The sequence below is a fragment of the Pseudomonas sp. LH1G9 genome (assembly GCF_002949975.1).
GTDB lineage: Bacteria > Pseudomonadota > Gammaproteobacteria > Pseudomonadales > Pseudomonadaceae > Aquipseudomonas > Aquipseudomonas veronii.
In genome coordinates this window covers 5,420,831-5,444,938 of the sequence record NZ_CP026880.1, presented here as the reverse complement: position 1 = coordinate 5,444,938, position 24,108 = coordinate 5,420,831, and the positions used below count along the sequence as shown (strand labels likewise).

The 24,108-nt window shown below is 63.0% G+C and carries 16 protein-coding genes; 10 read left to right on the top strand and 6 right to left on the bottom strand.

Annotated elements, in window-relative coordinates:
- Positions 1-199 precede the first annotated feature (199 nt).
- Together C5F70_RS25055 and C5F70_RS25050 are read left to right on the top strand one after the other, a co-directional pair.
- The gene (locus tag C5F70_RS25055; protein ID WP_010566936.1) at positions 200-604 is read left to right on the top strand and encodes an acyl-CoA thioesterase; all 405 of its coding nucleotides are present in this window, start codon (positions 200-202) and stop codon (positions 602-604) included.
- A gap of 58 nt (positions 605-662) precedes the next feature.
- Positions 663-1,562, top strand: coding sequence for a D-hexose-6-phosphate mutarotase (locus C5F70_RS25050; protein ID WP_104904229.1), 900 nt, complete (start codon positions 663-665; stop codon positions 1,560-1,562).
- A gap of 53 nt (positions 1,563-1,615) precedes the next feature.
- Here the strand turns inward: C5F70_RS25050 and C5F70_RS25045 are convergent, their stop codons facing one another.
- The 5 genes from C5F70_RS25045 to C5F70_RS25025 all read right to left on the bottom strand — a co-directional run bounded on the left by C5F70_RS25045 (position 1,616) and on the right by C5F70_RS25025 (position 5,331).
- Positions 1,616-2,152, bottom strand: coding sequence for a DUF3299 domain-containing protein (locus tag C5F70_RS25045; protein WP_017850007.1), 537 nt, complete (start codon positions 2,150-2,152; stop codon positions 1,616-1,618).
- Between the two features lie 78 nt (positions 2,153-2,230).
- Entirely contained in the window at positions 2,231-2,476 is a 246-nt protein-coding gene (locus C5F70_RS25040) for a GlsB/YeaQ/YmgE family stress response membrane protein (protein ID WP_046381616.1), read from the bottom strand.
- A gap of 106 nt (positions 2,477-2,582) precedes the next feature.
- Positions 2,583-3,668: a 5-(carboxyamino)imidazole ribonucleotide synthase gene (locus C5F70_RS25035; RefSeq protein ID WP_046381615.1), complete on the bottom strand. Its 1,086-nt coding sequence runs from the start codon at positions 3,666-3,668 to the stop codon at positions 2,583-2,585.
- A gap of 11 nt (positions 3,669-3,679) precedes the next feature.
- On the bottom strand, positions 3,680-4,171 hold the full coding sequence (gene purE, locus C5F70_RS25030) for a 5-(carboxyamino)imidazole ribonucleotide mutase (RefSeq protein WP_017850010.1): 492 nt from the start codon (positions 4,169-4,171) through the stop codon (positions 3,680-3,682).
- A 251-nt stretch (positions 4,172-4,422) separates the two neighbouring features.
- Positions 4,423-5,331: a LysR substrate-binding domain-containing protein gene (locus C5F70_RS25025; RefSeq protein ID WP_017850011.1), complete on the bottom strand. Its 909-nt coding sequence runs from the start codon at positions 5,329-5,331 to the stop codon at positions 4,423-4,425.
- A 182-nt stretch (positions 5,332-5,513) separates the two neighbouring features.
- Between C5F70_RS25025 and aspA the strand changes: the two genes are divergently transcribed.
- From aspA to C5F70_RS24985, 8 genes are all read left to right on the top strand, one after another.
- Entirely contained in the window at positions 5,514-6,938 is a 1,425-nt protein-coding gene (aspA, locus tag C5F70_RS25020) for an aspartate ammonia-lyase (RefSeq protein ID WP_017850012.1), read from the top strand.
- 379 nt (positions 6,939-7,317) lie between these two features.
- Positions 7,318-8,769 carry a sodium:alanine symporter family protein gene (locus C5F70_RS25015; RefSeq protein WP_102618756.1) on the top strand — a complete coding sequence of 484 codons (1,452 nt, stop codon included), beginning with the start codon at positions 7,318-7,320 and terminating at the stop codon, positions 8,767-8,769.
- 72 nt (positions 8,770-8,841) lie between these two features.
- The gene (locus C5F70_RS25010; RefSeq protein ID WP_102618757.1) at positions 8,842-9,819 is read left to right on the top strand and encodes an asparaginase; all 978 of its coding nucleotides are present in this window, start codon (positions 8,842-8,844) and stop codon (positions 9,817-9,819) included.
- A 129-nt stretch (positions 9,820-9,948) separates the two neighbouring features.
- Positions 9,949-14,544, top strand: a complete 4,596-nt coding sequence (locus C5F70_RS25005; RefSeq protein ID WP_104904228.1) for a hypothetical protein — start codon at positions 9,949-9,951, stop codon at positions 14,542-14,544.
- A 59-nt stretch (positions 14,545-14,603) separates the two neighbouring features.
- The gene (locus tag C5F70_RS25000; RefSeq protein WP_104904227.1) at positions 14,604-15,596 is read left to right on the top strand and encodes an AraC family transcriptional regulator; all 993 of its coding nucleotides are present in this window, start codon (positions 14,604-14,606) and stop codon (positions 15,594-15,596) included.
- 133 nt (positions 15,597-15,729) lie between these two features.
- Positions 15,730-16,764: a histone deacetylase family protein gene (locus C5F70_RS24995; RefSeq protein WP_017850017.1), complete on the top strand. Its 1,035-nt coding sequence runs from the start codon at positions 15,730-15,732 to the stop codon at positions 16,762-16,764.
- Entirely contained in the window at positions 16,761-17,852 is a 1,092-nt protein-coding gene (locus C5F70_RS24990; protein WP_017850018.1) for a polyamine ABC transporter substrate-binding protein, read from the top strand. Before C5F70_RS24995 ends, C5F70_RS24990 begins: the two co-directional genes overlap by 4 nt.
- 111 nt (positions 17,853-17,963) lie before the next feature.
- On the top strand, positions 17,964-22,532 hold the full coding sequence (locus C5F70_RS24985; protein WP_104904226.1) for a dermonecrotic toxin domain-containing protein: 4,569 nt from the start codon (positions 17,964-17,966) through the stop codon (positions 22,530-22,532).
- Here the strand turns inward: C5F70_RS24985 and C5F70_RS24980 are convergent.
- Positions 22,517-24,067: a PLP-dependent aminotransferase family protein gene (locus C5F70_RS24980; RefSeq protein WP_104904225.1), complete on the bottom strand. Its 1,551-nt coding sequence runs from the start codon at positions 24,065-24,067 to the stop codon at positions 22,517-22,519. The genes C5F70_RS24985 and C5F70_RS24980 overlap by 16 nt on opposite strands.
- Positions 24,068-24,108 lie beyond the last annotated feature (41 nt).

The window sequence follows — 24,108 nt, the reverse complement described above, 5'->3', positions numbered from 1 at the left end:
GCGCCAGACCCGCAGTCTTGAGGGGCTGCTGTGCCAAAACGCCGTTGGGTGCCATCCAGCCGGTTTGGCAGAGTTTCCCTTTAGTACGCCTTACGAGAAACACAGCTCGCGTCGTGCGTTGGTGCTGAAATGTTTTTCTACAAGACGGCTATCCATTTGAAACACCCATGAAGCGTCACGGCTCAGAGGCACCCTCGGCATGATCGAACTCGAACAAGAAGATCCCATCCCACAAGGCGATCTCGCCCTGCAAATCACCGCACTTCCGCGTGAAACCAACGGTTTCGGCGATATCTTCGGCGGCTGGCTGGTCTCGCAGATGGACCTGGCCGGTACGGCCATGGCCAGCAAGGTCGCAGGCGGGCGTGTCGCCACCGTGGCCATTGATCGCATGGCGTTCCTGGTGCCGGTGGCCGTGGGCGCGCAATTGTCCTTCTATACCCAGGCCCTGGAAATCGGCCGCAGCTCGATCCAGATGATGGTCGAAGTGTGGAGCGACGACCCGCTGTCCAGCGAATGGCGCAAGGTCACCGAGGCGGTGTTCGTGTTCGTCGCCATCGATGGCAGCGGCCGCACCCGTTCGGTACCGTCGCGAGCGCGTTAAACCTCGCCGGGTTTTGACGGTCAATTGCCCCATTGCCTGCTATTAAGAGTGCTTTGTTATGCCGACGCCCCACGTTGAATCCGTGAAAATCGACGAGCTGGACTGCTGGCGCATCCGCCACAACGGCGCCGAGCTGATGGTGGCCCAACAGGGCGCGCACCTCTTCAGTTACCAACGCGCAGGCGAACAGCCGCTGATCTGGCCGAACAAGGCAGCCGTCTTCAAGGCCGGCAAAGGCATCCGCACCGGCGTACCGGTGTGCTGGCCGTGGTTCGGCGTGTTCGATCGCAACCCGCACAGCGTGCAGGCCATGCGCCAGAGCGACCAGCCCGCGGGCGCCCACGGTTTCGTGCGTACTGCACTCTGGGAATTGGCCGCCACCGAACTCGAAGGCGACACCCTGCGCGTCGACCTGGTGCTCCCCGTGCCCGCGGGCGGCTTCCCCGGCTGGCCGCATCAGGTCGACCTGAAGCTGAGCCTGCGCCTGGACGATCACCTGCACATCGGCCTGACCAGTCATAACCGTGGCACCGACACCGTGACCCTCAGCCAGGCGTTGCACACCTACTTCGCCGTGAGCGATGTGCGCAACGTGCAGGTCGAGGGCCTGGACGGGCTTGCGTATATCGATACCGCCGACGGCTGGGCCACCCGGCAACAGGCTGGGCCGCTGCACTTCGGCGCCGAGACCGACCGCATCTACCTCGACACCCCCGCGCAGTTGCACATCGTCGATAACGACTGGCAGCGGCGCGTCCGGCTCAGCAGCGAAGGCTCCCACTCGACCGTGATCTGGAACCCCTGGACCGAACGTGCCAAAGCCTTCGACGACATGGCCGACGACGGCTGGCAGGGCATGCTGTGCATCGAGACGGCGAATGTGCTGGATGACGTGGTGGCGCTGGCGCCGGGCGAAAGCCACACCTTGGGCGTGAGCATCACCAGTAGCGCTTTGTAAACCCAATCAAAATGTGGGAGCAAGCTCCCTCCCACATTGGTCGGTGTTGTGGTTTAGAGATCCGACTCCTTCACCACCCGCACCTTGCCCGCATCCAGCGCATACGCCGCATCGGCCAGGTCGTTATTGACCGTCTCCACCTTCAACGTACCCGTGACCCACAGCGGCGTGTAGATATCATCCAGCTTCAACCCCTTGGGGTAACGCACCAGCACCAATTGGTTCGGCGGCGGTGGCGGCACGTGGATGCACGCGCCTGGGTACGGCACCAGGAAAAACAGGGTGCTGCGGCCCTTGGCGTCGGTTTCCAAAGGCACCGGGTAACCGCCGATGCGGATGTTCTTGCCGTTCATGGCGGCCACGGTCTTGGTGGAATACATCACCGCCGGCAACCCTTTGCTCTGCTTCAAGCCACCTTTGTCGGTGAAGGTGCCCTGGGCTTCGGGGGAGTTGTGGTCGATTTCCGGCATTTGTTCGAGGGCTTTCTGGTCCGACAGCGGCATCAGGTCGAGCCAGTCGGTTTCCGGCAGTTCGCCAGCATGAGCCAGGCCTGGGCCCAGCAGGAGAAACATCAAGAGGAGACGGCGCATGGAGGAGCTCGACAAGGTAAACAGTGCCGGCATTCTAGCCCTCTGCGCCTGCGCAGCGCAGAGGACTTTGTCGCTCGATTAGTTCTTTTTGATCAGGCCGTAGATCACCAGCAGCACAATGGCACCCACCAATGCGCCGATGAAACCCGCGCCCTGGCCTGCCTGGTAGATACCCAGTGCCTGACCGCCGTAGGTGGCGGCAAGGGAGCCGGCGATACCCAGCAGGATGGTCATGATCCAGCCCATGCTGTCGTCGCCGGGCTTGAGGAAACGCGCCAGCAGGCCGACGATCAGGCCGATAAAGATGGTTCCGATGATACCCATGGCATTTCCCTCTGATTGAATGTGAGTCATGAAAAAGCCTAGCCAGGCTTTATCATCCTGCAATCAGAGAGACGGCGGCCGCCAATGGTTCCCGCCGCTCCCGGGATTATTGCTCGGCGATCAACGCTTCGACCTTGAGGATCTGCGCTTGCAGCGTCGCGCGGTCCTGGCAACGCAGGTTGGCGTGGCCGACCTTGCGCCCGGTCTTGAAAGCCTTGCCGTAGTGATGCAGGTGGCAGTCGTCGATGGCGATGACTTTTTCAACTGGCGGGACCACGCCGATGAAGTTGAGCATGGCGCTCTCGCCCACCTTGGCTGTGGAGCCCAGCGGCAAGCCCGCCACCGCGCGCAGGTGGTTCTCGAACTGGCTGCACTCGGCGCCTTCGGTGGTCCAGTGCCCGGAGTTGTGCACGCGCGGGGCGATTTCGTTGGCCTTCAGGCCACCGTCGACTTCAAAGAACTCGAACGCCATCACGCCGACATATTCCAGCTGCTTGAGCACACGGCTGGAATAGTCTTCGGCCAGGGCCTGCAACGGATGGTCGGTGCTGGCCACGGACAGTTTGAGAATGCCGTTGTCGTGGGTGTTGTGGACCAACGGGTAGAAGCGGGTCTCGCCATCGCGGGCACGCACGGCGATCAGCGAAACTTCGCCGGTGAACGGCACGAAGCCTTCCAACAGGCAGGCCACGCTGCCCAGTTCGGCGAAGGTGCCGACCACATCGGCGGCGGTGCGCAGGACTTTCTGGCCCTTGCCGTCGTAACCCAGGGTGCGGGTTTTCAGCACGGCCGGCAGGCCGATGCTGGCGACGGCCGCGTCCAGGTCCGCCTGGGACTGGATATCGGCGAAGGCCGGGGTCGGAATGCCCAGGTCCTTGAACATGCTCTTCTCGAACCAGCGGTCACGGGCGATGCGCAAGGCTTCGGCGCTCGGGTAGACCGGCACGAACTGCGAGAGGAAGGCCACGGTTTCGGCCGGGACGCTTTCGAACTCGAAGGTCACCAGGTCGACTTCTTCGGCCAGTTGGCGCAGGTGGTCCGGGTCGCTGTAGTCAGCGCGCAGGTGTTCACCCAACGCGGCCGCACAGGCATCCGGCGCCGGGTCCAGGAAAGCGAAGTTCATCCCCAGCGGCGTTCCCGCCAGGGCCAGCATGCGACCCAGTTGGCCGCCACCGATTACACCGATTTTCATCGTCAACAACCTCAGGCGATACGTGGGTCTGGATTGTCCAGCACGCTGTCTGTCTGCTCAGCACGGAATTTTTTCAGCATCGCGTGGAACTGCGGGTGCTTGGCGCCCAGGATGCTGGCGGACAGCAAGGCGGCGTTGATTGCGCCGGCCTTGCCGATCGCCAGGGTCGCCACCGGGATACCGGCCGGCATCTGCACGATGGACAACAGCGAATCCACGCCCGAGAGCATCGACGACTGCACCGGCACGCCGAGTACCGGCAGGTGGGTCTTGGCCGCACACATGCCTGGCAGGTGCGCTGCACCGCCGGCACCGGCGATGATCACCTCGATGCCACGGGATTCTGCTTCATCGGCATACTGGAACAGCAAATCCGGGGTGCGGTGGGCAGAGACCACTTTCACTTCATACGGAATGCCGAGTTTTTCCAGCATATCGGCGGTGTGGCTAAGGGTGGACCAATCGGACTTGGAGCCCATGATCACGCCAACCAATGCACTCATCGTCGTGCCTCTTCTCTCTGGGCGCCCGCAGGCGCGTCAAAAAACAACAAGCCACGCGGGAAATCCGGCGTGGCTTGGTGTACGAAATTTGGCCGGTTGGACCGGCCGAAGGCCGCGCAGTATACCGTAATAACGCAGATAAACAGCCCCTGGAATGACCATCTGTCTAGCGGCGCAAACCGGCGGTTTTATTGACTTAAGAGTCAGCGAAAACCCCACAAAACCCCTTCCACAGTTAAGCGGTGCTGGACTCACGTATTCTGCGCGGCACCACCTTCCAGCTTGCGCCACAACAACCGCACGTTTGCCTTACGCACCAAGGCACAGCGGTACAAACGAATCTCCAATGGCACATGCCACTGCGGACCGCCGCAGACCACCAGCTCACCCCGGGCCAACTCGGCACGCACGCTCAGTTGCGGCACCCAGGCGATGCCCAGGCCTTCCAGGGCCATGCTTTTGAGGCTGTCGGCCATCGCGGTTTCGTAAACCGTGGTGAAGCGCAGGGCACGTTGGCGCAACAGCAGGTTCACCGAACGCCCCAGAAATGCCCCGGCGCTGTAGGCCAGCAGCGGCACACTGCCTTCACCTTCCAGGTCGAACAGTGGCTTGCCCTCGGCATCGGCGGCGCACACCGGGAGCATTTCGGTATTGCCCAGGTGCAGTGACGGGAAGATCTCCGGGTCCATCTGCATTGCCGCGTCGGGGTCGTAGAACGCCAGCATCAAATCGCAGCCGCCTTCGCGCAGGGCATGCACGGCATCACCGACGTTGGTGGCGACCAGCCGGGTGGCAATGTTCAGACCTTCGTTGCGCAACTGCGCGATCCAGCGCGGGAAGAAGCCCAGCGCCAGGGAGTGGGCCGCCGCCACCTGCATGACTTCGCCCTGCCCGCCTTCCAGATGGTGCAAATGGCGCAGTACTTCACCGAGCTGCTCGACCACCGTGCGCGCGGTCACCAGGAATAACTGCCCCGCCGCCGTCAATTCCACCGGCGTGCGCGAGCGGTTGACCAGGGTCAGGCCCAGCGCGGCTTCGAGGCTGCGGATACGTCGACTGAACGCCGGCTGGGTGACAAAGCGCCGCTCAGCAGCCTGGGAAAAGCTGCGCGTCGCCGCCAGGGCGCTGAAGTCTTCCAGCCATTTGCTCTCAAGGTTCATCAGTTCCTCCCACGGGTATGCACCATTTTGGCACACACGCCCGCCATGATAGCCGGGTCACACGCCTATTATGCCGTTTGTGCATAGGCCAGTGTTTAACAGCATTGGCCCAAAAACTTCCACAAGCCTAGCATTCACAGCGTTCCGGCCAGTTCCGGGTCCATATCGAGATGATTTCCGTCATGTCCTCCGCTGCATCATTCCGCACAGAAAAAGACCTGCTTGGCGTACTCGAAGTACCTGCTCAAGCGTATTACGGCATCCAGACCCTGCGAGCGGTGAATAACTTCCGCCTCTCGGGCGTTCCGATTTCGCATTACCCGAAATTGGTGGTCGGCCTGGCAATGGTCAAGCAAGCCGCCGCTGACGCCAACCGCGAGTTGGGCCAGCTCAGCGAAGCCAAGCACGCTGCGATCAGCGAAGCCTGTGCCCGCCTGATCCGCGGCGACTTCCACGAAGAGTTCGTGGTGGACATGATTCAAGGCGGCGCCGGCACTTCAACCAACATGAATGCCAACGAAGTCATCGCCAACATCGCGTTGGAGGCCATGGGCCACAACAAGGGCGAGTACCAGTACCTGCACCCGAACAACGACGTGAACATGGCGCAGTCGACCAACGACGCCTACCCGACCGCAATCCGCCTGGGTCTGCTGTTGGGCCATGACGCGCTGCTGGCCAGCCTCGACAGCCTGATCCAGGCGTTCGCCGCTAAAGGTGTCGAGTTCAACCATGTACTGAAAATGGGCCGTACCCAGTTGCAAGACGCCGTGCCGATGACCCTCGGCCAGGAATTCCGCGCCTTTGCCACCACCCTCAACGAAGACCTGGCCCGCCTGAAAACCCTGGCGCCGGAGCTGTTGACCGAAGTGAACCTGGGCGGCACCGCCATCGGCACCGGCATCAACGCCGACCCGCGCTACCAGGCCCTGGCCGTACAACGCCTGGCCACCATCAGCGGCCAGCCACTGGTGCCGGCGGCGGACTTGATCGAAGCCACCTCCGACATGGGCGCCTTCGTATTGTTCTCCGGCATGCTCAAGCGTACCGCGGTGAAGCTGTCGAAGATCTGCAACGACCTGCGCCTGCTGTCCAGCGGCCCACGTACCGGCATCAACGAGATCAACCTGCCGGCCCGCCAGCCTGGCAGCTCGATCATGCCCGGCAAGGTCAACCCGGTGATCCCGGAAGCCGTCAACCAAGTGGCCTTCCAAGTGATCGGCAACGACCTGGCCCTGACCATGGCAGCCGAAGGCGGCCAACTGCAGTTGAACGTGATGGAACCGCTGATCGCCTTCAAGATCTTCGACTCGATCCGCCTGCTGCAACGGGCCATGGACATGCTGCGCGAGCACTGCATCGTCGGCATCACCGCCAACGAAGCCCGCTGCCGTGAGCTGGTGGAGCACTCCATCGGCCTGGTCACCGCGCTGAACCCGTACATCGGCTATGAAAACGCCACCCGCATCGCGCGTATCGCCCTCGAAAGCGGCCGCGGCGTGCTGGAGCTGGTGCGCGAAGAAGGCTTGCTCGACGACGCCATGCTCGACGACATCCTGCGCCCCGAAAACATGATTGCTCCACGTTTGGTCCCGCTGAAGGCCTAAGCGTTTGTTGCACCGCTCACCAGGTTGAGGGACTAGACACCTCTCACCTTTTGAGGGCCTGAAGGCTCGTTCTTCAGGCCCTTTTTTTGTCTCAAGGTTGTGAAATGACGCCCATAAAAACTCCAATATCGCCCCTGCCCGCCACGCCCTGGCTGAAACCTTTAATCAGCCCAGGCAGACGGATCACGTTCGCCTAGGTATAGTGCCGCCCCTCTTCGCGCCAGCGGCCATCGGTAACGAGGCCCGGACACACGCGAAAACGCATGAATAACAACACCCGCAAAAGGATCCGGTCGAACCGTCGCGCACTGCCTGGTGCCAAGTGACAGCGTCGAACCGTCCTGCGTTTGCCATTAGAAAAATCAGCGAGGAACACTCCATGCTCGAAGTCATCAACGACTTCCTCTCAGGGAAAGTACTGATCGTGCTCATTGTCGGGCTCGGCGGTTATTTCACGATCCGCTCGCGTTTCGTTCAGTTGCGTCACTTTTTCCACATGTTTTCGGTGTTTCGCGACAGCCTGAAAAACAGCTCCGACCAGCTCAGTTCGTTCCAGGCGCTGATGCTCAGCCTGGCCGGCCGCGTCGGTGCCGGTAACATCGCCGGTGTCGGCATTGCCGTGACCCTGGGCGGCCCCGGTGCCGTGTTCTGGATGTGGGTCACCGCGTTGGTGGGCATGTCCTCGAGCTTTATCGAGTGCTCCCTGGGCCAGTTGTACAAGCGCACCGACGCCGAAGGCACCTTCCGCGGCGGCCCGGCTTATTACATCCAGCACGGCCTGCACAAGCGCTGGCTGGGCATGGTGATGGCGTTCCTGCTGCTGGTGACTTTCGGTTTTGCCTTCAACGGCCTGCAAGCCCATGCCGTGACGCATTCGCTGAACAACGCCTTCGGCCTCGACACCACCTACACCGGCCTGGCCCTGGCGGCATTGCTGGGCCTGGTGTTCATCGGCGGGATCAAGCGGATCGCCTCGATCGCCGACCTGCTGGTGCCGGTCAAGACCCTGGTCTACATCGCAGTGACCCTCTACGTGATCGTGCTGCAATTCGACCATGTGCCGGCCATGCTCGCGACCATCGTCAAGAGCGCGTTCGGCCTCGACCAGGCCTTCGGCGGCCTGGTGGGCAGTGCGATCATCATGGGTGTGAAGCGCGGCGTATTCGCCAACGAAGCCGGTTTGGGCAGTGCGCCTAACGTGGCGGCGGTCGCGTCGGTGGAACATCCGATCGCCCAAGGCGTGGTGCAAGCGTTCAGCGTGTTCCTCGATACTTTCGTGATCTGCACCTGCACCGCCTTGCTGATCCTGCTCTCCGGTTTCTACACCCCAGGCTTTGAAGGCGACGGCATTGCCCTGACCCAGAACTCCCTGGCGGCCGTGGTCGGCGACTGGGGCCGGATGTTCATCTCGGTGGCCCTGGCGTTGTTCGTGTTCACCTCGATCATGTACAACTACTACCTCGGCGAGAGCAACCTGCGCTTCCTGGTCGGCAACAACCGCAAGGTGCTGATGGGCTACCGCGCGTTGGTGCTGGTGCTGATTTTCTGGGGTTCGATCGAGAACCTGAGCACCGTGTTCGCCTTCGCCGACATCACCATGACGATGCTCGCGTTCGTCAACCTGTTCGCCCTGGCGTTCCTGTTCAAGATCGCCATGCGTATCCTGAATGACTACGACAACCAGCGTGCAGCGGGGATCAAGACCCCGGTGTTCGACTCCAGCCAGTTCCCCGACCTGGACCTGGACCGCAAGGCCTGGCCGGCCAACCCGGTGAAACCGGAGCCTGCCGCTAAAGCGCCTGCTGAATCGATCGCACTGTCGCAACGCTAAGCGCAGATGACACGCCGCCTGGCCTTGGGCATGCTCTGGGCTTGGCGGCGTTTTTCGTTCAGGAGATTTTCGATGCAAGCAGCTAACAACGTCATGGTGCTCTACACCGGCGGCACCATCGGCATGCAAGCCAGTGCCAACGGCCTGACCCCCGCATCCGGTTTCGAAGCCCGCATGCGCGAACAACTCGCCAACCAGCCAGTGCCTACATGGCGCTTCCGGGAAATGTCGCCGCTAATCGACAGCGCCAACATGACCCCGGCCTACTGGCAGCGCCTGCGCACTGCCGTGGTCGAAGCCGTGGACGACGGTTGCGACGCGGTGCTGATCCTGCACGGCACCGACACCTTGGCCTACAGCGCAGCCGCCATGAGCTTCCAACTGTTGGGCCTGCCGGCGCCGGTGCTGTTCACCGGCTCCATGCTCCCGGCCGGCGTACCCGACAGCGATGCCTGGGAAAACGTCAGCGGTGCGCTGCTGGCCCTGGGCCAAGGCCTGGCGCCGGGTGTGCAGTTGTACTTCCACGGCACGCTGATGGCGCCGACACGCTGCGCGAAAGTCCGCAGCTTCGGGCGTCACCCGTTCGCCGCGTTGCAACGCCAGGGCGGCGTGGCCCGCGCCGCGTCGATTCCTGCAGCGCTGGACTACCGTCAGCCCAAGGCCCTGGCCAATGTCGGCGTGCTGCCGTTGGTGCCGGGTATCGGCGCGCCCCAACTGGACGGTTTGATCGGCAGCGGCCTGCAGGCGTTGATCCTGGAATGCTTCGGCAGCGGTACCGGGCCCAGCGATAACCCCGAGTTCCTCGCCAGCCTCCAGCGCGCTCAGGCGCAAGGCGTGGTCGTGGTCGCGATCACCCAATGCCATGAGGGCGGCGTGGAACTGGACGTGTACGAAGCCGGCAGCCGTTTGCGTGCAGTGGGCGTGCTGTCCGGTGGTGGCATGACCCGTGAAGCGGCGTTCGGCAAACTCAACGCGCTGCTCGGCGCCGGGCTCGACACCCAGACCATCCGGCGCCTGGTGGAACTCGATCTGTGCGGTGAACTGGCCTGAATCGTACAGCCGAACCCGCGTAAAAACCCTCGGCCAACTATATAGTTAGCCTCCTCCCTGCCTTGCCGCTTTCTAGCATGCCGAAGCTGTTCTTCCGGCAGCGTCCATGAAATGGCAAGGCAGGAACCCATGAGCCAACAAACCTCCACCCTTCGTTACAACCCCTCCGATACGCTGGTCACCCAACTCTGCGTCGGCCCCGCCTTCCGGGAAGCCGCCAGCACGCTGTTACGCCGCTCGTTGCAAGAACTCTACCCGGACCTGGGCATCGACCCGGACATCGCCATGGTCGGCACGCCGACATGGGGCATTGTCGACGATGAAATCGTCGCCGGCCCCACCGCGCACCAAACCCTCACTGACATCCTCACCAATCAGGCCATCTCAGGTGAACCCGCGCTCTACATCGAAGGCGCGCACTACCTTATCCAGCCGAAAAACCAGCAACCCACCGCCCACCTGCCGGTACGCATCACGCAGATCGCCACCCTGATCAACCTGCTGGCGCCAGTGATGCTCACCGCCTACCAGGAACAACAAGTGGCGTTCTGGAACTCCAGCAACGGCACCTCCGGCCCCCACTGGCAAGCCTTGTCCAGCACGCTGCGCTCGGTGTGGAACGTGACCCGCGTCGACGGCTGGGACGAGCAGGACTGCGCCATGGCCCGCACGCTGTACGCTGCGCCTGAACTGACACGCCGCCAGAGCGACGATGCATTCGCCTGCCGCGCCTACCTGGTGGACGTCGATCAGATCGACGGCGCGACCGTCACCCACCTGGGCCTGCTGTCGATTGCCGTACTGATCGGCAACCACGACGGCGAGACGCTTATCCTCACGTACTCCCTGTTCAACGGCTACGAGAAATTCGCCACGCTGGAGCAACTGGGCCAGAGCTTGCCCGGCTACGTAGGTCGCCATGCACCCACTGACATCCAATGGCGACTGTTCGAACCCACCGGGCATTTTTTCGATCACCAGGCTTGCACGCTGATTGCCCAACAGCTTGCGTTCATCGGGCAGCTCGACACTCAGCAACTGCGGCGCACCGCCCCCAGCGAATCCTCACTCAACCTGCCACCGGCCACCCAAGAGCTGGTCGGCGAAAAGCAATCCGACCTCAAACCCTACCTCGACGCACTCCCGTCCTGGCTGACGTCCGCCTCCACCACCGACCTGAGTCTCTACGCACGCTACCTGAAAGACCTCGCCGCGCTGCACAGCCTCAACGCGGGCAAGTCCTACGACGATGACATCCCGCACATCCAGACCTACGCGCTCGACAGACTGCACGCCGAAATGCTCAAGGACCACACCGACGCGGCGAACCTGCGCCTGGAGAACATCGAGATTCAGGTACGCAGCCCGATTGTGTGGGGCAGTTTCACCCTGCCGGGCAAGGTCGATACCACCACCTTCAGCCTGGCTGACCTGGCCCTGCAAAACCTGATCGGCCTGCCCCTCGGCGACAAAAGCGTGCGCTTGCGCAACAGCAGCACCGTGCCGGCGTGGCTGACCGTGGCATACATCGAAACGCTGATCCGCAAGGTGGACGTCGGCCAACACTACCCGGCCCTGGCCAAAAGCAAGTTGCTCGACAACCCGCTCGAATCCAGCCGCCGACGCGCCCTGTACAGCAGCCATTTGCGCATCCAACTGCCGCTGCAAGCCTTGCAATACAAGATGAGCCGACACGCCGGGATCGACGAACTGGGGTATCGCTACGTCGCTGCCGTGCTGGCGCCAGAGGCAGCGGACCGTCAGGTCGACGGGCAAGCCATCGTTCTTCGTCCCCTGGCCTTCCTGCCGAAAAACCGCAGCGCCGACACGCAAGACGTGGTGAGCAACATGTTTGTGATTGGCCCCCAGGACGCGAACGCCGGGCCCTGCCTGTTGTATCGCCCGATGGCGGAATTACAACTGCTGCAATATCCGTCACCGGCCGACCTGCTGTATGCGATCCGCCAATCACGCCACCTGCGCGACTCGGTCCTGGCCTGGCTGCCGGACAATGTGCGCGACGACTACGCACGCTACGCATTCCCTGGCGAACTGCCGTCGCCCTGGGCAGTCGTGACGCTGCTGGTGGACCCGGTCAAACTCGTGATGATGAGCGGGCCCATGGACCTGGGCATGCAAGCGCTCAGCGGCGAGCTGCCCGACGAACTGTTCAAGGCCAATGCCAACGCGCTGATCACGCTGGCCGACCGTCAGTCGGCGTCGAATGCCGAAAGTCGCTGGGCCTCGCTCAAGCAGGCGGGCTGGCTGATATTCAACGCAGCCCTGCCGTTCCTGGGCCGCACCGTGAACACCGCCGCCTGGATCTGGCAGATCCTGGATCAGGTGCAAGCGGTCGTCGACGCGCAACAGCAGAAGGACAAACCGGCCGAATGGTCCGCCCTGGCCGGGCTGTTGCTCAACCTGGGCATGGTGTTGACCCTGCACATCGCCAGCCGCGAAGCGCCGTCAGCCCCCGCCTTGAGCAAGGACGAGCCGGCACCGAAACCTGCCGCCAGGCCCGAGGTGATCGCCAAGCCCGTGACAGTCAAACAATTGGCCAACCTTTCGGCAGTTGAGCTGCCAGGCAATCACCCGCATGCACTGCACACCCTGGCCGCGATCAACCGCAGCCCCAGCGACCTGAGCAGCCTGCTGGACAGTTTCAAGGTCGAAAAGCCGAAGGTGCGCAACAAGGCCTCATCGCGCATCGGCCCCCATCGCCACCTCTACCCGCTGCTCGATAAATGGTACGCACAGGTCGGCGAACGCTGGTTCGAAGTGACGGTGGATGAGAATGACGAAGTGCAGATCACCGATCCCCAACAACCCGCGCGCAACGGTCCCTTTCTGATCGGCAATCTCAAGGGCGAGTGGTTCATCGACACCCGGCTGCGCCTGCGTGGCGGCGGTTCAAGAAGCCGGGAGCGCAAAGCCCGGGCGCAAGCCGAACGCCAGGCCAGCCAACTGCGCAGGCAGATCACCGCCTTCGAGCAACAGAAAAAGACCGCCCAGGACACCCTGGAAAAGACTTATCAGGCACTGGTCGACGCACCGCCCACCTCGGCCCAGGCCGCGCAAAGGGCTTACCTCGATCAACTGGAGGCCCAACGCACAGACTACGAGACCGCCCTGAAAAACCTGAAAGAATTGAATGTACTTGCCCCAACGCCGGACTACCTGCACAGCGCCGTGGGGTATCTCAAGGCTCAGTTGAGCCTGAGCTGGGCCGGGCTCAACGAAGTGCTCAAGGCCTTTACGCCCAAACTCCGTACAATCCTCGACCACATCGCGAAGCAGGCCGCCGATGCCCGCGTGCGCAACATCCCCGACGCACTGCAAATGAACGCAATACTGCACGGCATGATCGAGCGCCTGGACTACTTCGAAACGCGGTTCAACGAACTGCGTGACCTGCCCGGCGAAGGCCTGCGCCTGATCAAGAACACCAAAAGCCTGCTGCCTGCCTACAGCAGCGGCGACCTCAAGGCGTTGCAAGTCACCTTGGCCCGCAACCTGTGCCTGCGCGAAACCACCACCCTCAGCGCACCACTGGCATGGGCCGCCATCGACCATATTGTCGACGCCTGCGACATCGCCATCCAGGCCCTGCGCGACACCCTGCGCGAGCGCAGTGACAAGCGCATCGACGAACAGATCGAGACCCTGAGCAGCCTGATCGAACAGTTCACGGTGCTGGGCGAGCGCCTGCAGGACTTTCCCACGGAATTCCCCAGCGTCTCCCTGACGGAACCGTTGACCCGCCTGCGCGACCAACTCGGCGAGTACACCAAACGCGCCAGCACCCATCTTGCGCAAATGGCCGACCGACGCACCGCGCTGAGAGCCACCCCCAGCCCGCCGCCCGTCCCGCCACACCCGCAGAAAAAATTCATCCGCACCCGTTACCACGGCATGGTCGTCGGTGAGCCGCAATTGTCCGCCACAGGCCTGGACACCGGGCTGGTGGATGTTCGCTCGCCCCTGTCCAACACCGTGGTGGCCACGTTTCACGAGAAACCGGACGGCTTTTGGGTGCAACGGGCCAGGAGCGAACAAACGGTGAACACGCCCATCGACCTGCAAACCAGCGTGGACGCCGGCCAGAACCTGCTCGACGGCCTACCGGACTTCAAACAACGGATCACCGGCCTGGCCAGCCAAGCCCAACGCACGCCCATCGGCATCGAATACTTGTACCATCAACACGCCCAGCGTCTGGAGCAAGCCACGCGCAGTATCGAGCAAGCCCTGAGCCAGAAGAACCTCGCGCAAGGCGACGTGGCCCTGGCCAGCACCGTCAAAAAGACCCTCAGCGACGCCACCACAGCCCTCTATCAACAATCCGTAGACAATGTGCTGAGGATGACCCAACAGCACCCGCCGACACCCTCCGGCGTGCAATGGTTGAAGGCCCGCAACGCGATAAGCATCAAAAAAACCATCAGCCGCCGACGCATCAAATCCACCCGGCCGGATTACCTGGACGAATACACCATCACCGACCGCAGCACTCATAAGGTGCTGTGGTATGCACACTTCCACTACTCGACCGACTGGACCACGCCCAGGGCGTTTATCAACGCGCGCCTCAAGACACCGCAGGAACACAGCCTGGGCGCGGCAGCCGACACCACCAAAGACCTGAGCAGCGCACAACGCGTGGCATTCCACCGCAGCGAGATCAACGAGAGTCAGGCCAGTACGCTGTTTTTCAACCTGGCCTGACACACGGCCGACGGCACACAACTTGCTCTTTCACCGTACCTGACACGTTGGAGCCGTCGATGCTGCACGCTCATCTCACCACCCTCAACGCGGTGTCGCTGGTGCTCGACACCTTCAAGGCCCAAGGGCTGCCCAGCGAGGCCTTGCTCGCGGGCAGCGGCATCTGTGCGGCGGACTTGAGCCGCGCCGACACGCGTATTACCACCAATCAGGAAATGCGCGTATGCGCCAATGCCGTGGCCCTGCGCCGGGATGTCGGCCTGGTGCTGGGCCGCCAGATGCATGTATCGGCCTACGGCATGCTCGGTTACGCGCTGCTGACGAGTGCCACCTTCGGTGACGCTTTGCGCCTGGCGCTGCGCTATCCGGCGCTGCTGGGAACACTTTTCAAGCTGAGCCTGGAGGCGGACGGCGAGCGCATCTGGTTTACCGCCGCTGACTATCGCGAAACCCCGGCCATGCAGATGTTCAACGTCGAACTGTGCCTGGCCTCGCTGAAGGTGATCTGCGACGACCTGCTCGGCCAGCCGCTGGCGCTGCTTGGCGCACGCTTTGAATACAGCGCGCCGGATTATCGCGCGCGCTACAGCGAGTGTTTCGCCTGCCCGCTGCAGTTCGACGCCGGCACCAACGCCTTCGCCTTCGACAAGCGCTGGCTGGACCAGCCCCTGCCCCTGGCCGACGCCGTGACCCACCAGGCCATGGCCGAGCGGTGCCGCAAACAGAACCTGGAGTTCACCGGCCGCCAGGCGTGGCTGGGCAGAATCCGCCAGTTGCTCACCAGCCAACTCGGCGCCGCGCCGGGGATCGAAGGCCTGGCCGCACAGATGAACTGCTCGCCGCGCACCCTGCGCCGCCACTTGCACGACCTGGGGTGCAGTTATCAGGAACTGCTCGACGAACTGCGCTTCGAACGCGCCAAACAATGGCTGGCGGCGGATGAACTGCCGATCTACCGCATCGCCGAGCAACTGGGTTTCAGCGAAACCGCCAGCTTCCGGCATGCCTTTGTGCGCTGGAGCGGCGTGGCGCCGAGCCAATTTCGTGCATGACGCCCCATTGATGGGCGAATTGCGGACACACAATTTGGCCCGATTTATCCCCTTTTGGCCGCTCCTGCCGTTCTCATAAAGCGCCCCGCCCGCAAGACTGCAGGCACCGATACCGCCTGCGGAGAACAACAAAATGCTGACGATCTACTCGGACGATCACCACCTGCACCACGGCCGCTGTGAACTGATGGACGGGCAACTGATGCCCTGCTTCGAAATGCCCTCGCGCGCCGACCACGTACTGCAACGGGTCAAAGCCCGTGGGCTGGGCCCGGTCCTTGCCCCGCAGGACTTTGGCCTCGCGCCGCTGCAACGTGTCCATAGTCGCGACTACCTGGACTTCTTCAAAGGTGCCTGGCAACGCTGGACCGCATTCGGCGAGGACGGCGACCTGTTGCCCTACACCTGGCCCGCGCGCACCTTGCGCCGCGTGCTGCCCACCAGCCTGCACGGCCAGCTCGGTTACTACAGCTTCGACGGCGGCGCACCGATTACCGCCGGCACCTGGCAAGCGGCCTACAGCGCCGCCCAGGTCGCGTTGACCGCACAGCAAGCGATCCAGCGCGGCGCCCACTGCGCGTTCGCGCTGTGTCGCCCGCCGGGGCACCACGCCGCCAGCGACTTGATGGGCGGTTATTGCTACCTCAACAACGCCGCCATCGCCGCCCAGGCGTTTCTCGACCAGGGCCACCGCAAGGTGGCGATCCTCGACGTGGACTACCACCACGGCAATGGCACTCAATCGATCTTCTACGCACGCAACGACGTGCTCTTTACCTCGATCCATGGGCATCCGGAGGCGGAGTTCCCGTTTTTCCTGGGCTACGCCGATGAGCTGGGAGAAGGCGCCGGGGAAGGCTTCAACTTCAACTACCCGTTGCCGGCCGGTTCCGGGTGGGCGCGCTGGAGCGCGGCGCTTGACGAGGCGTGCAGGGAGATCGAGCGCTATGACGCCGACATCATCGTCGTGTCGCTGGGTGTGGACACGTTCAAGGACGACCCGATCTCGCAGTTCAAGCTCGACAGCCCGGACTACCTGGCCATGGGCGCACGCATCGCGCGCCTGGGCAAACCCACGCTGTTTGTGATGGAAGGCGGCTACGCCGTGGCAGAAATCGGCATCAACGCCGTCAACGTTCTAGAAGGTTTTGAGGGGTCCATCCAATGAACATGCTCAAGTCGCTCGTCCTCTGCGCCGCCGTTCTCGGTGGCGCGGCCCATGCCGAAGAGAAAACCCTGCGGGTCTACAACTGGTTCGACTACATCACGCCCAAGGCGCTGGAAGACTTCAAGGCGCAGAACCCCGACGTCAAACTGGTGTACGACATCTTCGACACCAACGAAGCCCTGGAAGCCAAGCTGCTCACCGGCAACTCCGGGTATGACGTGGTGGTGCCGTCCAACGTGTTCCTCGCCAAGCAGATCGAAGCCGGAGTATTCCAGCCCCTGGACCGCAGCCGACTGCCGAACTGGAACCACCTCGATCCCAAGCTGATGAAGCTGCTCGAGGCCAACGACCCCGGCAACAAGTTCGCCGTGCCCTACATGTACGGCACCATCCTGATCGGCTTCAACCCCGACAAGGTCAAGGCCGCGCTGGGTGCCGATGCGCCGGTGGACAGCTGGGACCTGATCTTCAAGGAAGAAAACATCAGCAAGCTCAAGCAGTGTGGCGTCGCGCTGCTCGATTCGCCGTCCGAGATCCTGCCGCTGGCCCTGCAGCACCTGGGCCTGGACCCCAACAGCAGCAACCCCAAGGACTATGAAAAAGCCGAAGCGCTGCTGATGAAAGTCCGCCCGTACATCACCTACTTCCACTCCTCCAAGTACATGGCCGATATCGCCAACGGTGACATCTGCGTGGCCGTCGGTTATTCCGGCAGCTTCTCCCAGGCCGCCAACCGCGCCAAGGAAGCCAAGAACGGCGTGATCGTGGACATGCGCCTGCCCAAGGAAGGCGCGCCGATCTGGTTCGACATGCTCGCCCTGCCCAAAGGCGCGAAAAACCCGCAGGACGCCTACACCTTCATCAACTACCTGCTGCAACCGCAGGTGATCGCGCCGATCAGCGACTTCGTCGGTTACCCCAACCCGAACAAAGACGCGACGGAACTGGTTGACCCAGCGATCCGCCACAACCCCAACCTGTACCCCACCGAGGCGGCGATGGCCACGCTGTATACCCTCAAACCCCTGGGCCGCGACGCCGAGCGCGCCCGGACGCGGGCGTGGACCAAGATCAAGTCGGGGACATAGGGGCGGCCCGCTATCTAACTACCACCTCCGGACGGGCACGCGCCCTAACGTGGTCGAGGTCCTGGGTTGCCGTCGGCAACCCGCCTCACCTCGCCCGTCAGGAGCCCGCCCTTGCCCTCATCGCCTCCCAGTGCCAACGACCTGTTGACTCAACTGACCACCGGCCCCTCCTTGCGCGAAGTCGCGGCCGTCACCCTGCGCTCGAGCTTGCGCGAGCTGTACCCGGATCTCGACATCGACCCCGATCTGACCCTTCTGGTGACGCCGCACTGGCAGATCACCGCCGAGGCGATCCTGCCCGGAGCCCCGCGATTTCAAACACTGACTGGCGCGTTGTGCCGCAGCGCAACATCCGGCGCACCTGTCACCTGGCTCGACAGCGAGCACTACCTGATCTATCAATCCGCCACCGGGCCGAACGTGCATCTGCCGGTCAAGGTGGACTCCGTCGGCCGCCTGATCAATGAGCTGGCACCGTTGCTGTGCGTCGCGTACCAAGAGCAGCAACTCACGTTCTGGAATGCCAGCAACCACCCGAACGGCCCACGCTGGCGCACCTTTGCCAACGCCTTGCGCGCGATCTGGAATGTCGACAGCGTGGAGGGTTGGGACGAGGATGAATGCAACGTCGCCAGGGCGGTTTTTCACACGCCGGATTACGCCCAGCGCTTGCCCCAGGACAAATACGCGACCAAGGCTTATCTGATCGACGTCGACCTGGAATACGCCACACAGGTCAAACACCTCAACCTGTCGGCATTGGCGGTACTGGTCGGGCGCCTCGGCGAGCGCGACATCATCCTCAGCTATTCGATCGCCGACGGTTACGCCGCCTTCAAGAGCCTGCAAGCGCTTGGCGACGCCCTGAGCATTCAAGTGGCCACTCCACAGGCGACCAAGCTCCACTGGCGACTCTTCCAACCCTCAGGGGACTTTTTCGAGCAGCAGGCCTGTGCGTTTATTTCCCTGCAGATTCAGGCAATCGGCGCAATCGCGTTCAACAGCGGTGAGCTGATCCCGACCATGGCGCACGACAAGCCAGGCAGCGAAATCGCCCCCCGCGCCCCGCTGAATCAAGACAGAATCGGCTGGGTACATCGTGCCTTGCCCGACTGGATACTCACCGCGTCCTCGTCGGATCAGGCCACCTACGGGCGCTACATGATGGACCTCGCGGCCCTGCACCTGCGGCACGCGGGTAAAGCCTTTGATGACGGGATCAAGCACATCGGCGATTTTGCCCTGGATGCGATCCACACACTGATGGTCAAGGACCACCCCGGCGTGGCCCGCACGACGCTGGACAGCGTGCGGATCAGCGTCACCAGCGTGCAAGCCTGGGGCACCCTGATCGTGCCGGGAAACACCCAGACCCAAACCTTTACCCTCGCCGAGTTGGCCCTGGAAAACCTGATAGCCCTGCCCTTGGGCAACAAAACCGTCGGTTATGAAAACGGCAGCGCGGTGCCCGCCTGGATGACGGCGGCCTACCTGGAGCACTTGATTACCCAGGCGAACGTCGGCATGCACTACCCGGCCCTGGTCAAACGCACGCTGCTTGACGACGCTGCCGAGTCCCTGCGAAGGCAACGTCTCTACACCGCTCAATTACGCCTGCAACTGCCGCTACTGGCGTTGCAGTACAAAGTACGAGGTGTCCACGACCTGAGCGAACAGGGCTATCGCTATGTCTGCGCGGCGATGCATCCAGACAGCGCAGCCCGTGTGGTCGACGGCGCGGCGGTGGTCATCCGCCGCTTGTCCCTGCTCCCCAAACGCCGTCTGGGCTCGGCCGTCGACGTCGTCGGCAACATGTTCGTCATTGGCCCTCAAGACCCGAAAAAAGGTCCTTGCCTGCTCTATCGCCCGCTGTCCAACCAACCGTTGATGCAGTTCCCGTCACCGACCAACCTGCTGTACGCGATCAAACAAGACACGCCATTGCGCCAATCGGTCCTGGCCTGGCTGCCCGATAAGGTGCGAACGGCTTACGCGCAATTTGTGTTTCCCGGCAGCCTGCCCTCGCCGTGGGTATTTACCAGTGTGCTGAACGACCCGCTGAATGCACTGGTGATGACCGGCCCCGTCGAACTGGGGCGGGAAGTGCTGCCAAACGACGACTTCGCCACACTGTTCCGAGCCAACGCCGACGCGCTGGTCACCCTGGCCGACCGCCAATCGGTGTCCAATGCCGAGGCGCGCTGGGAGAGTTTCAAGCACGCCGGGTGGCTGATGTTCAATGCCGTGCTGCCGTTCATGGGCCGCGCCGTGGGCGCCGCGACCTGGATCTGGCAATTGATGGACGACCTGCAACAGATGGTCGACGCCAATGAGGTCGGTGACCATTCCGCCGGGCTCTCGGCGCTGGTGGATATCTTGCTGACGCTCGGCATGGTGTTAACGACGCATGTCGCCACGGCGCATCGGCCCGAGTCGTCCATCGGGAAGCCCGCCAAGCCGCGCGCATTGCCGCCGCCGGAGGTCAAGGTAGAGGTCGTCCAAAAGCCGGATATCGCGACGGCAGAGCTGCCCGTCGACCACGAACACACCCTGCACATCAGTGGCGCCCTGAACCGCAGCGCGCAGAACCTGGGCACGTTCCTCGACAGTTTTGCGCAGGCCAAGCCCGATCAATTGGGTACGCAACAGACCGTGGAAGGCCCCCATCAGCATCTCTATGCCAAAGCCTCACACTGGTATGCCCCGGTGGGTACACGATGGTTTGAAGTGATGGTCGACGAAAACAACACCGTGTTGATCATCGATCCGCGCCAACCAGGCCGGCGCGGCCCGCCGCTGATCGCCAATCGCCTGGGGCAATGGTTCGTCGACACGCGCTTGCGCCTACGCGCAGGCGGCCTGCGCAGCCGGCGCAAAAAAGGCGAAGCCCTCAGGCCGCCGAAAATCACCGATTTACGCCGTCAACTGGCAACCTTCGACAGCGAGCAGGCCCAGCGCCAGCACGGTCTTGAAGCCTTGCAAGGCACCATCGACCGCACGGCGGGTGACGCCAAAGCCGCGGCCAGAACCACCTTTCTCGAACAGGTGGATACGCGTCTCAAAGAATTCGACGTACCGATTTCCCAGCTCAAATCCCTGAATATTCTCGACACGGTGCCCAACTATCAGGACGCCATGGTCGGCTACCTGGAACATCAGCTGTTTCTGGCGCGCTCCGCCATCAGCGAACAACAGATCCCGTTTCGCGAACGACTGGAAGCCATACAGGGCCACCTCGACATCGAGGGCGTTGAAGAAGAAGCCTTGCCCACCGTTCACTACCGCAACATGTATACCGCGACACACGCCATGGCGGAGCGCCTGGGCTACCTTCAGGCACGCTTCAAGGAGGCTCGTGCCCTGGGTGCGCGCGGGGTCAGGCTGATCCAGCAGCATGAGCCGCACCTGCCCGCTTATGCCCTTGATGATCTCAAGGCGTTCAAGATTACCCTGGGCCACTTCCTGTGCGTGGCCGAAGGCGCTTCGGCCACACGCGCCGACGCCAGGGAAGCCTTGCGCCGTATCGTCGATGTGGCGGAGCTGGCGGTCCAAAGTTTCAGAGAGGCCGCACAACCGCGCAACATGGTGCCGCCGGAGCAGTTGATCGAAACCCTGGACAGCCTGATGGATCAGTTTTCCAGGGTTGACCAGAACCTGGTGGATCTGCCGGCCGAGTTTCCCAATGACCTCAACAAGCCCGACCTGGAAAACCTGCGCAAGCAAGTGGACGAGTTCGCTCGGCTCGCAGAGAAACAACTGACAACCCTGCTTCGCGAACGCAGAGCCATGGAGCCCACCGCCGGCCCATCGCGCACCGTCCCCAGGGCGAAGAAAAAATACATCAAGACGCGCTTCAAGGGGATGGTGGTCGGCGAAGAGCGTGAAAGCCCCGACGAAGACGGCAAGACGCTGGTCGACGTAAAGGAACCCCTGACCGGCAAAGTGATTGCAACCTTCCATGAGAAGGAGCCGGGGGTTTGGGTCGAACGCGAGCTGACGCCCAAGCCCGCTTCCCGCAGCCAGGCGCGTAACCTGGCAAACAGCATCAGCGACGGTCAGGCGCTGGTCGATGGGGTCGAAGCCTTTATCGCCAACAAGGAAGCCTGGGCGAAGGAAACCCGGCAACTGCCGGTGGAAATCGAAGAGCGCTTCCACCAGCACGCCAAAAAACTGCAACGGGCCAACCAGGATATCGAAGAGGCGTTGACCTCCAGCAACCAGACCGAAAGCGCCTCGCCGTCAGCTGCGTTGACTAACCGCCGCCTTGATGAGGCGATCACCCAACTTTACCGGGAAGGCAAACGGATCAAGCTCGAGGTGCTCAAGCGCCGCCCACCGGAGGCGGCGCACGTCGAATTGCTGTTGCGCGAGGGCGCCGTCACGGTAGACCCGCCTGTCGGCGCCCGCACCCGACTCAGGGGGCGCGACAAGGGTTTCCTGCAGGAGTATGCGGTGGTGGACGTCAACACGAACCGTCCGTTGTGGTACGCACACTTTCACTACCCCACCCTCACCGGGCCGGAGGAAGCCTACACCGCCGCCCACCTGAAAAACCGCCAACAGCGCCTGATGGGCGGCCGGTTCGAACCCTTGAGCGACATCGCCGTGTACCGCAGTGAAATCGGTCTGCATCTGGCCCGCTCGCTGTTCCTGAAAGCCAAGCCTCAGCCCTCAGCCTGACCGGTCCAGGCCTGGCGCAACCGCGCGAGCGCCTGGCGGATCGCCGCCTCGGGCACTGCGGCAAAGCCCAGCACCAGGCCGGCGCGTTGATCGTCCGGTGGCCCGGCCTGCGCCAGCCAATAGCTGCTCAGGCCATTGACCTCCACGCCCACCGCGCGGGCCTGCGCCACCAGTTGTTGTTCGCGGGCGAGGCTGTCCACCCGCACAGTGAGGTGCAGGCCCGCCGCACTGTTCGGCAGGCTGCCGACCCCCGGCAGCTCGTCCGGCCAGCCGTTCAACAGGACGTTGCGCCGACTGAGCGCAGCGCGACGCATGCGCCGGATATGCCGCTGAAAGTGCCCCGCCGCCATGAACTCCGCCATCACCGCCTGGGTGCTGACCTCCGAGTGCCGCACGTCCACGGCGCGGCGCTGGGCGAATGCGTCGACCAGCGTCGGCGGCAACACCAGGTAACCCAAGCGCAGCGCCGGGAACGCGACTTTGCCGAACGTCCCCACATACAACACCCGCCCGCTGCGATCCAGGGCCGCCAGCGGGGCCAGCGGCGCGCCGCTGTAACGGTACTCGCCGTCGTAGTCATCCTCGACGACCCAGCCACCGCTGCGTTCGGCCCAGGCCAGCAACTCCAGGCGCCGGGCCAGGCTCATGACCACGCCCAATGGGTACTGATGGGACGGCGTGACATAGGCCAGGCGGCAGTTGTCGAGGCCGTTCAATACGCTGCAGTCGATCCCCTCGCTGTCCACCGCCACACCTTGCAGCTGCGCACCGGCCAGGGCGAAGGCATGACCGGCGGCGCGGTAGCCGGGATTTTCAATCGCCACGCCATCACCTGGGCTCACCAGCAACTGTGCACAAAGGCTGATTGCCTGCTGCGCGCCACTGGTGATCACAATTTGCTCAGCCGTACACTGCATGCCCCGCGAGCTGCGCAGGTAGGCGGCGATCAGGCCGCGCAAGCGCTCGTCCCCGGCCGGGTTGCCATAGCACAGTTGATCGAGGTCCGGCTTGCGCCAAAAAGCCGCATTCAGCTTGGCCCAGACGTCAAAAGGGAACAGGTCAAAGGCCGGAACCCCCACCCGAAATGCCCGTGGAGGCCCCGTGGGCGGCAAGGGCAAATGGTTGTTTTCGAGGCGCTCCAGCGCCGCGCTGTGGATAACTTTTTCGCTCGAAATATCGGCGTTTTTCAGCTCGATTGTGGATAAGGCTGGGGATAAGCCTGTTGAAAACCCTGTGGACAGTTTTGTGGATAGTTTTTTTGAATTGGGCAGTTGGGCGACATACGTCCCGTCGCCGACCCGGCTTTGCGTAAAGCCCTCGGCATACAGCTGATCGTAGGCACGTACCACGCTGTTGCGCGAAATCGACAACGCCGCCGCCAAGTCGCGCGTGGCGGGCAAACGCGTGCCGCCGGCCAGTCGCCCGTCCAGCACGCGTTGGCGCAGGGCTTCGTACAGCTGGCGGGTCAGCCCCTGACGACGATCCAGCTCGATTCCCGCAGGGTTGAACGACAACGGCGGCGCAAGGGACGACATTGGGCAGGCTCCGGAATTGGACCCATGAAATGGGTCATAGA

Bases quoted from the DNA above. Each gene is read 5' to 3' on its own strand.
- aspA (WP_017850012.1), top strand. From the start codon at position 5,514: ATGTCCTCCGCTGCATCATTCCGCACAGAAAAAGACCTGCTTGGCGTA.
- purE (WP_017850010.1), bottom strand. From the start codon at position 4,171: ATGAGTGCATTGGTTGGCGTGATCATGGGCTCCAAGTCCGATTGGTCC.
- C5F70_RS25035 (WP_046381615.1), bottom strand. From the start codon at position 3,668: ATGAAAATCGGTGTAATCGGTGGCGGCCAACTGGGTCGCATGCTGGCC.
- C5F70_RS24980 (WP_104904225.1), bottom strand. From the start codon at position 24,067: ATGTCGTCCCTTGCGCCGCCGTTGTCGTTCAACCCTGCGGGAATCGAG.
- C5F70_RS25045 (WP_017850007.1), bottom strand. From the start codon at position 2,152: ATGCGCCGTCTCCTCTTGATGTTTCTCCTGCTGGGCCCAGGCCTGGCT.
- C5F70_RS25000 (WP_104904227.1), top strand. From the start codon at position 14,604: ATGCTGCACGCTCATCTCACCACCCTCAACGCGGTGTCGCTGGTGCTC.
- C5F70_RS25015 (WP_102618756.1), top strand. From the start codon at position 7,318: ATGCTCGAAGTCATCAACGACTTCCTCTCAGGGAAAGTACTGATCGTG.
- C5F70_RS25040 (WP_046381616.1), bottom strand. From the start codon at position 2,476: ATGGGTATCATCGGAACCATCTTTATCGGCCTGATCGTCGGCCTGCTG.
- C5F70_RS25005 (WP_104904228.1), top strand. From the start codon at position 9,949: ATGAGCCAACAAACCTCCACCCTTCGTTACAACCCCTCCGATACGCTG.
- C5F70_RS25055 (WP_010566936.1), top strand. From the start codon at position 200: ATGATCGAACTCGAACAAGAAGATCCCATCCCACAAGGCGATCTCGCC.
- C5F70_RS25025 (WP_017850011.1), bottom strand. From the start codon at position 5,331: ATGAACCTTGAGAGCAAATGGCTGGAAGACTTCAGCGCCCTGGCGGCG.
- C5F70_RS24995 (WP_017850017.1), top strand. From the start codon at position 15,730: ATGCTGACGATCTACTCGGACGATCACCACCTGCACCACGGCCGCTGT.
- C5F70_RS24990 (WP_017850018.1), top strand. From the start codon at position 16,761: ATGAACATGCTCAAGTCGCTCGTCCTCTGCGCCGCCGTTCTCGGTGGC.
- C5F70_RS25050 (WP_104904229.1), top strand. From the start codon at position 663: ATGCCGACGCCCCACGTTGAATCCGTGAAAATCGACGAGCTGGACTGC.
- C5F70_RS25010 (WP_102618757.1), top strand. From the start codon at position 8,842: ATGCAAGCAGCTAACAACGTCATGGTGCTCTACACCGGCGGCACCATC.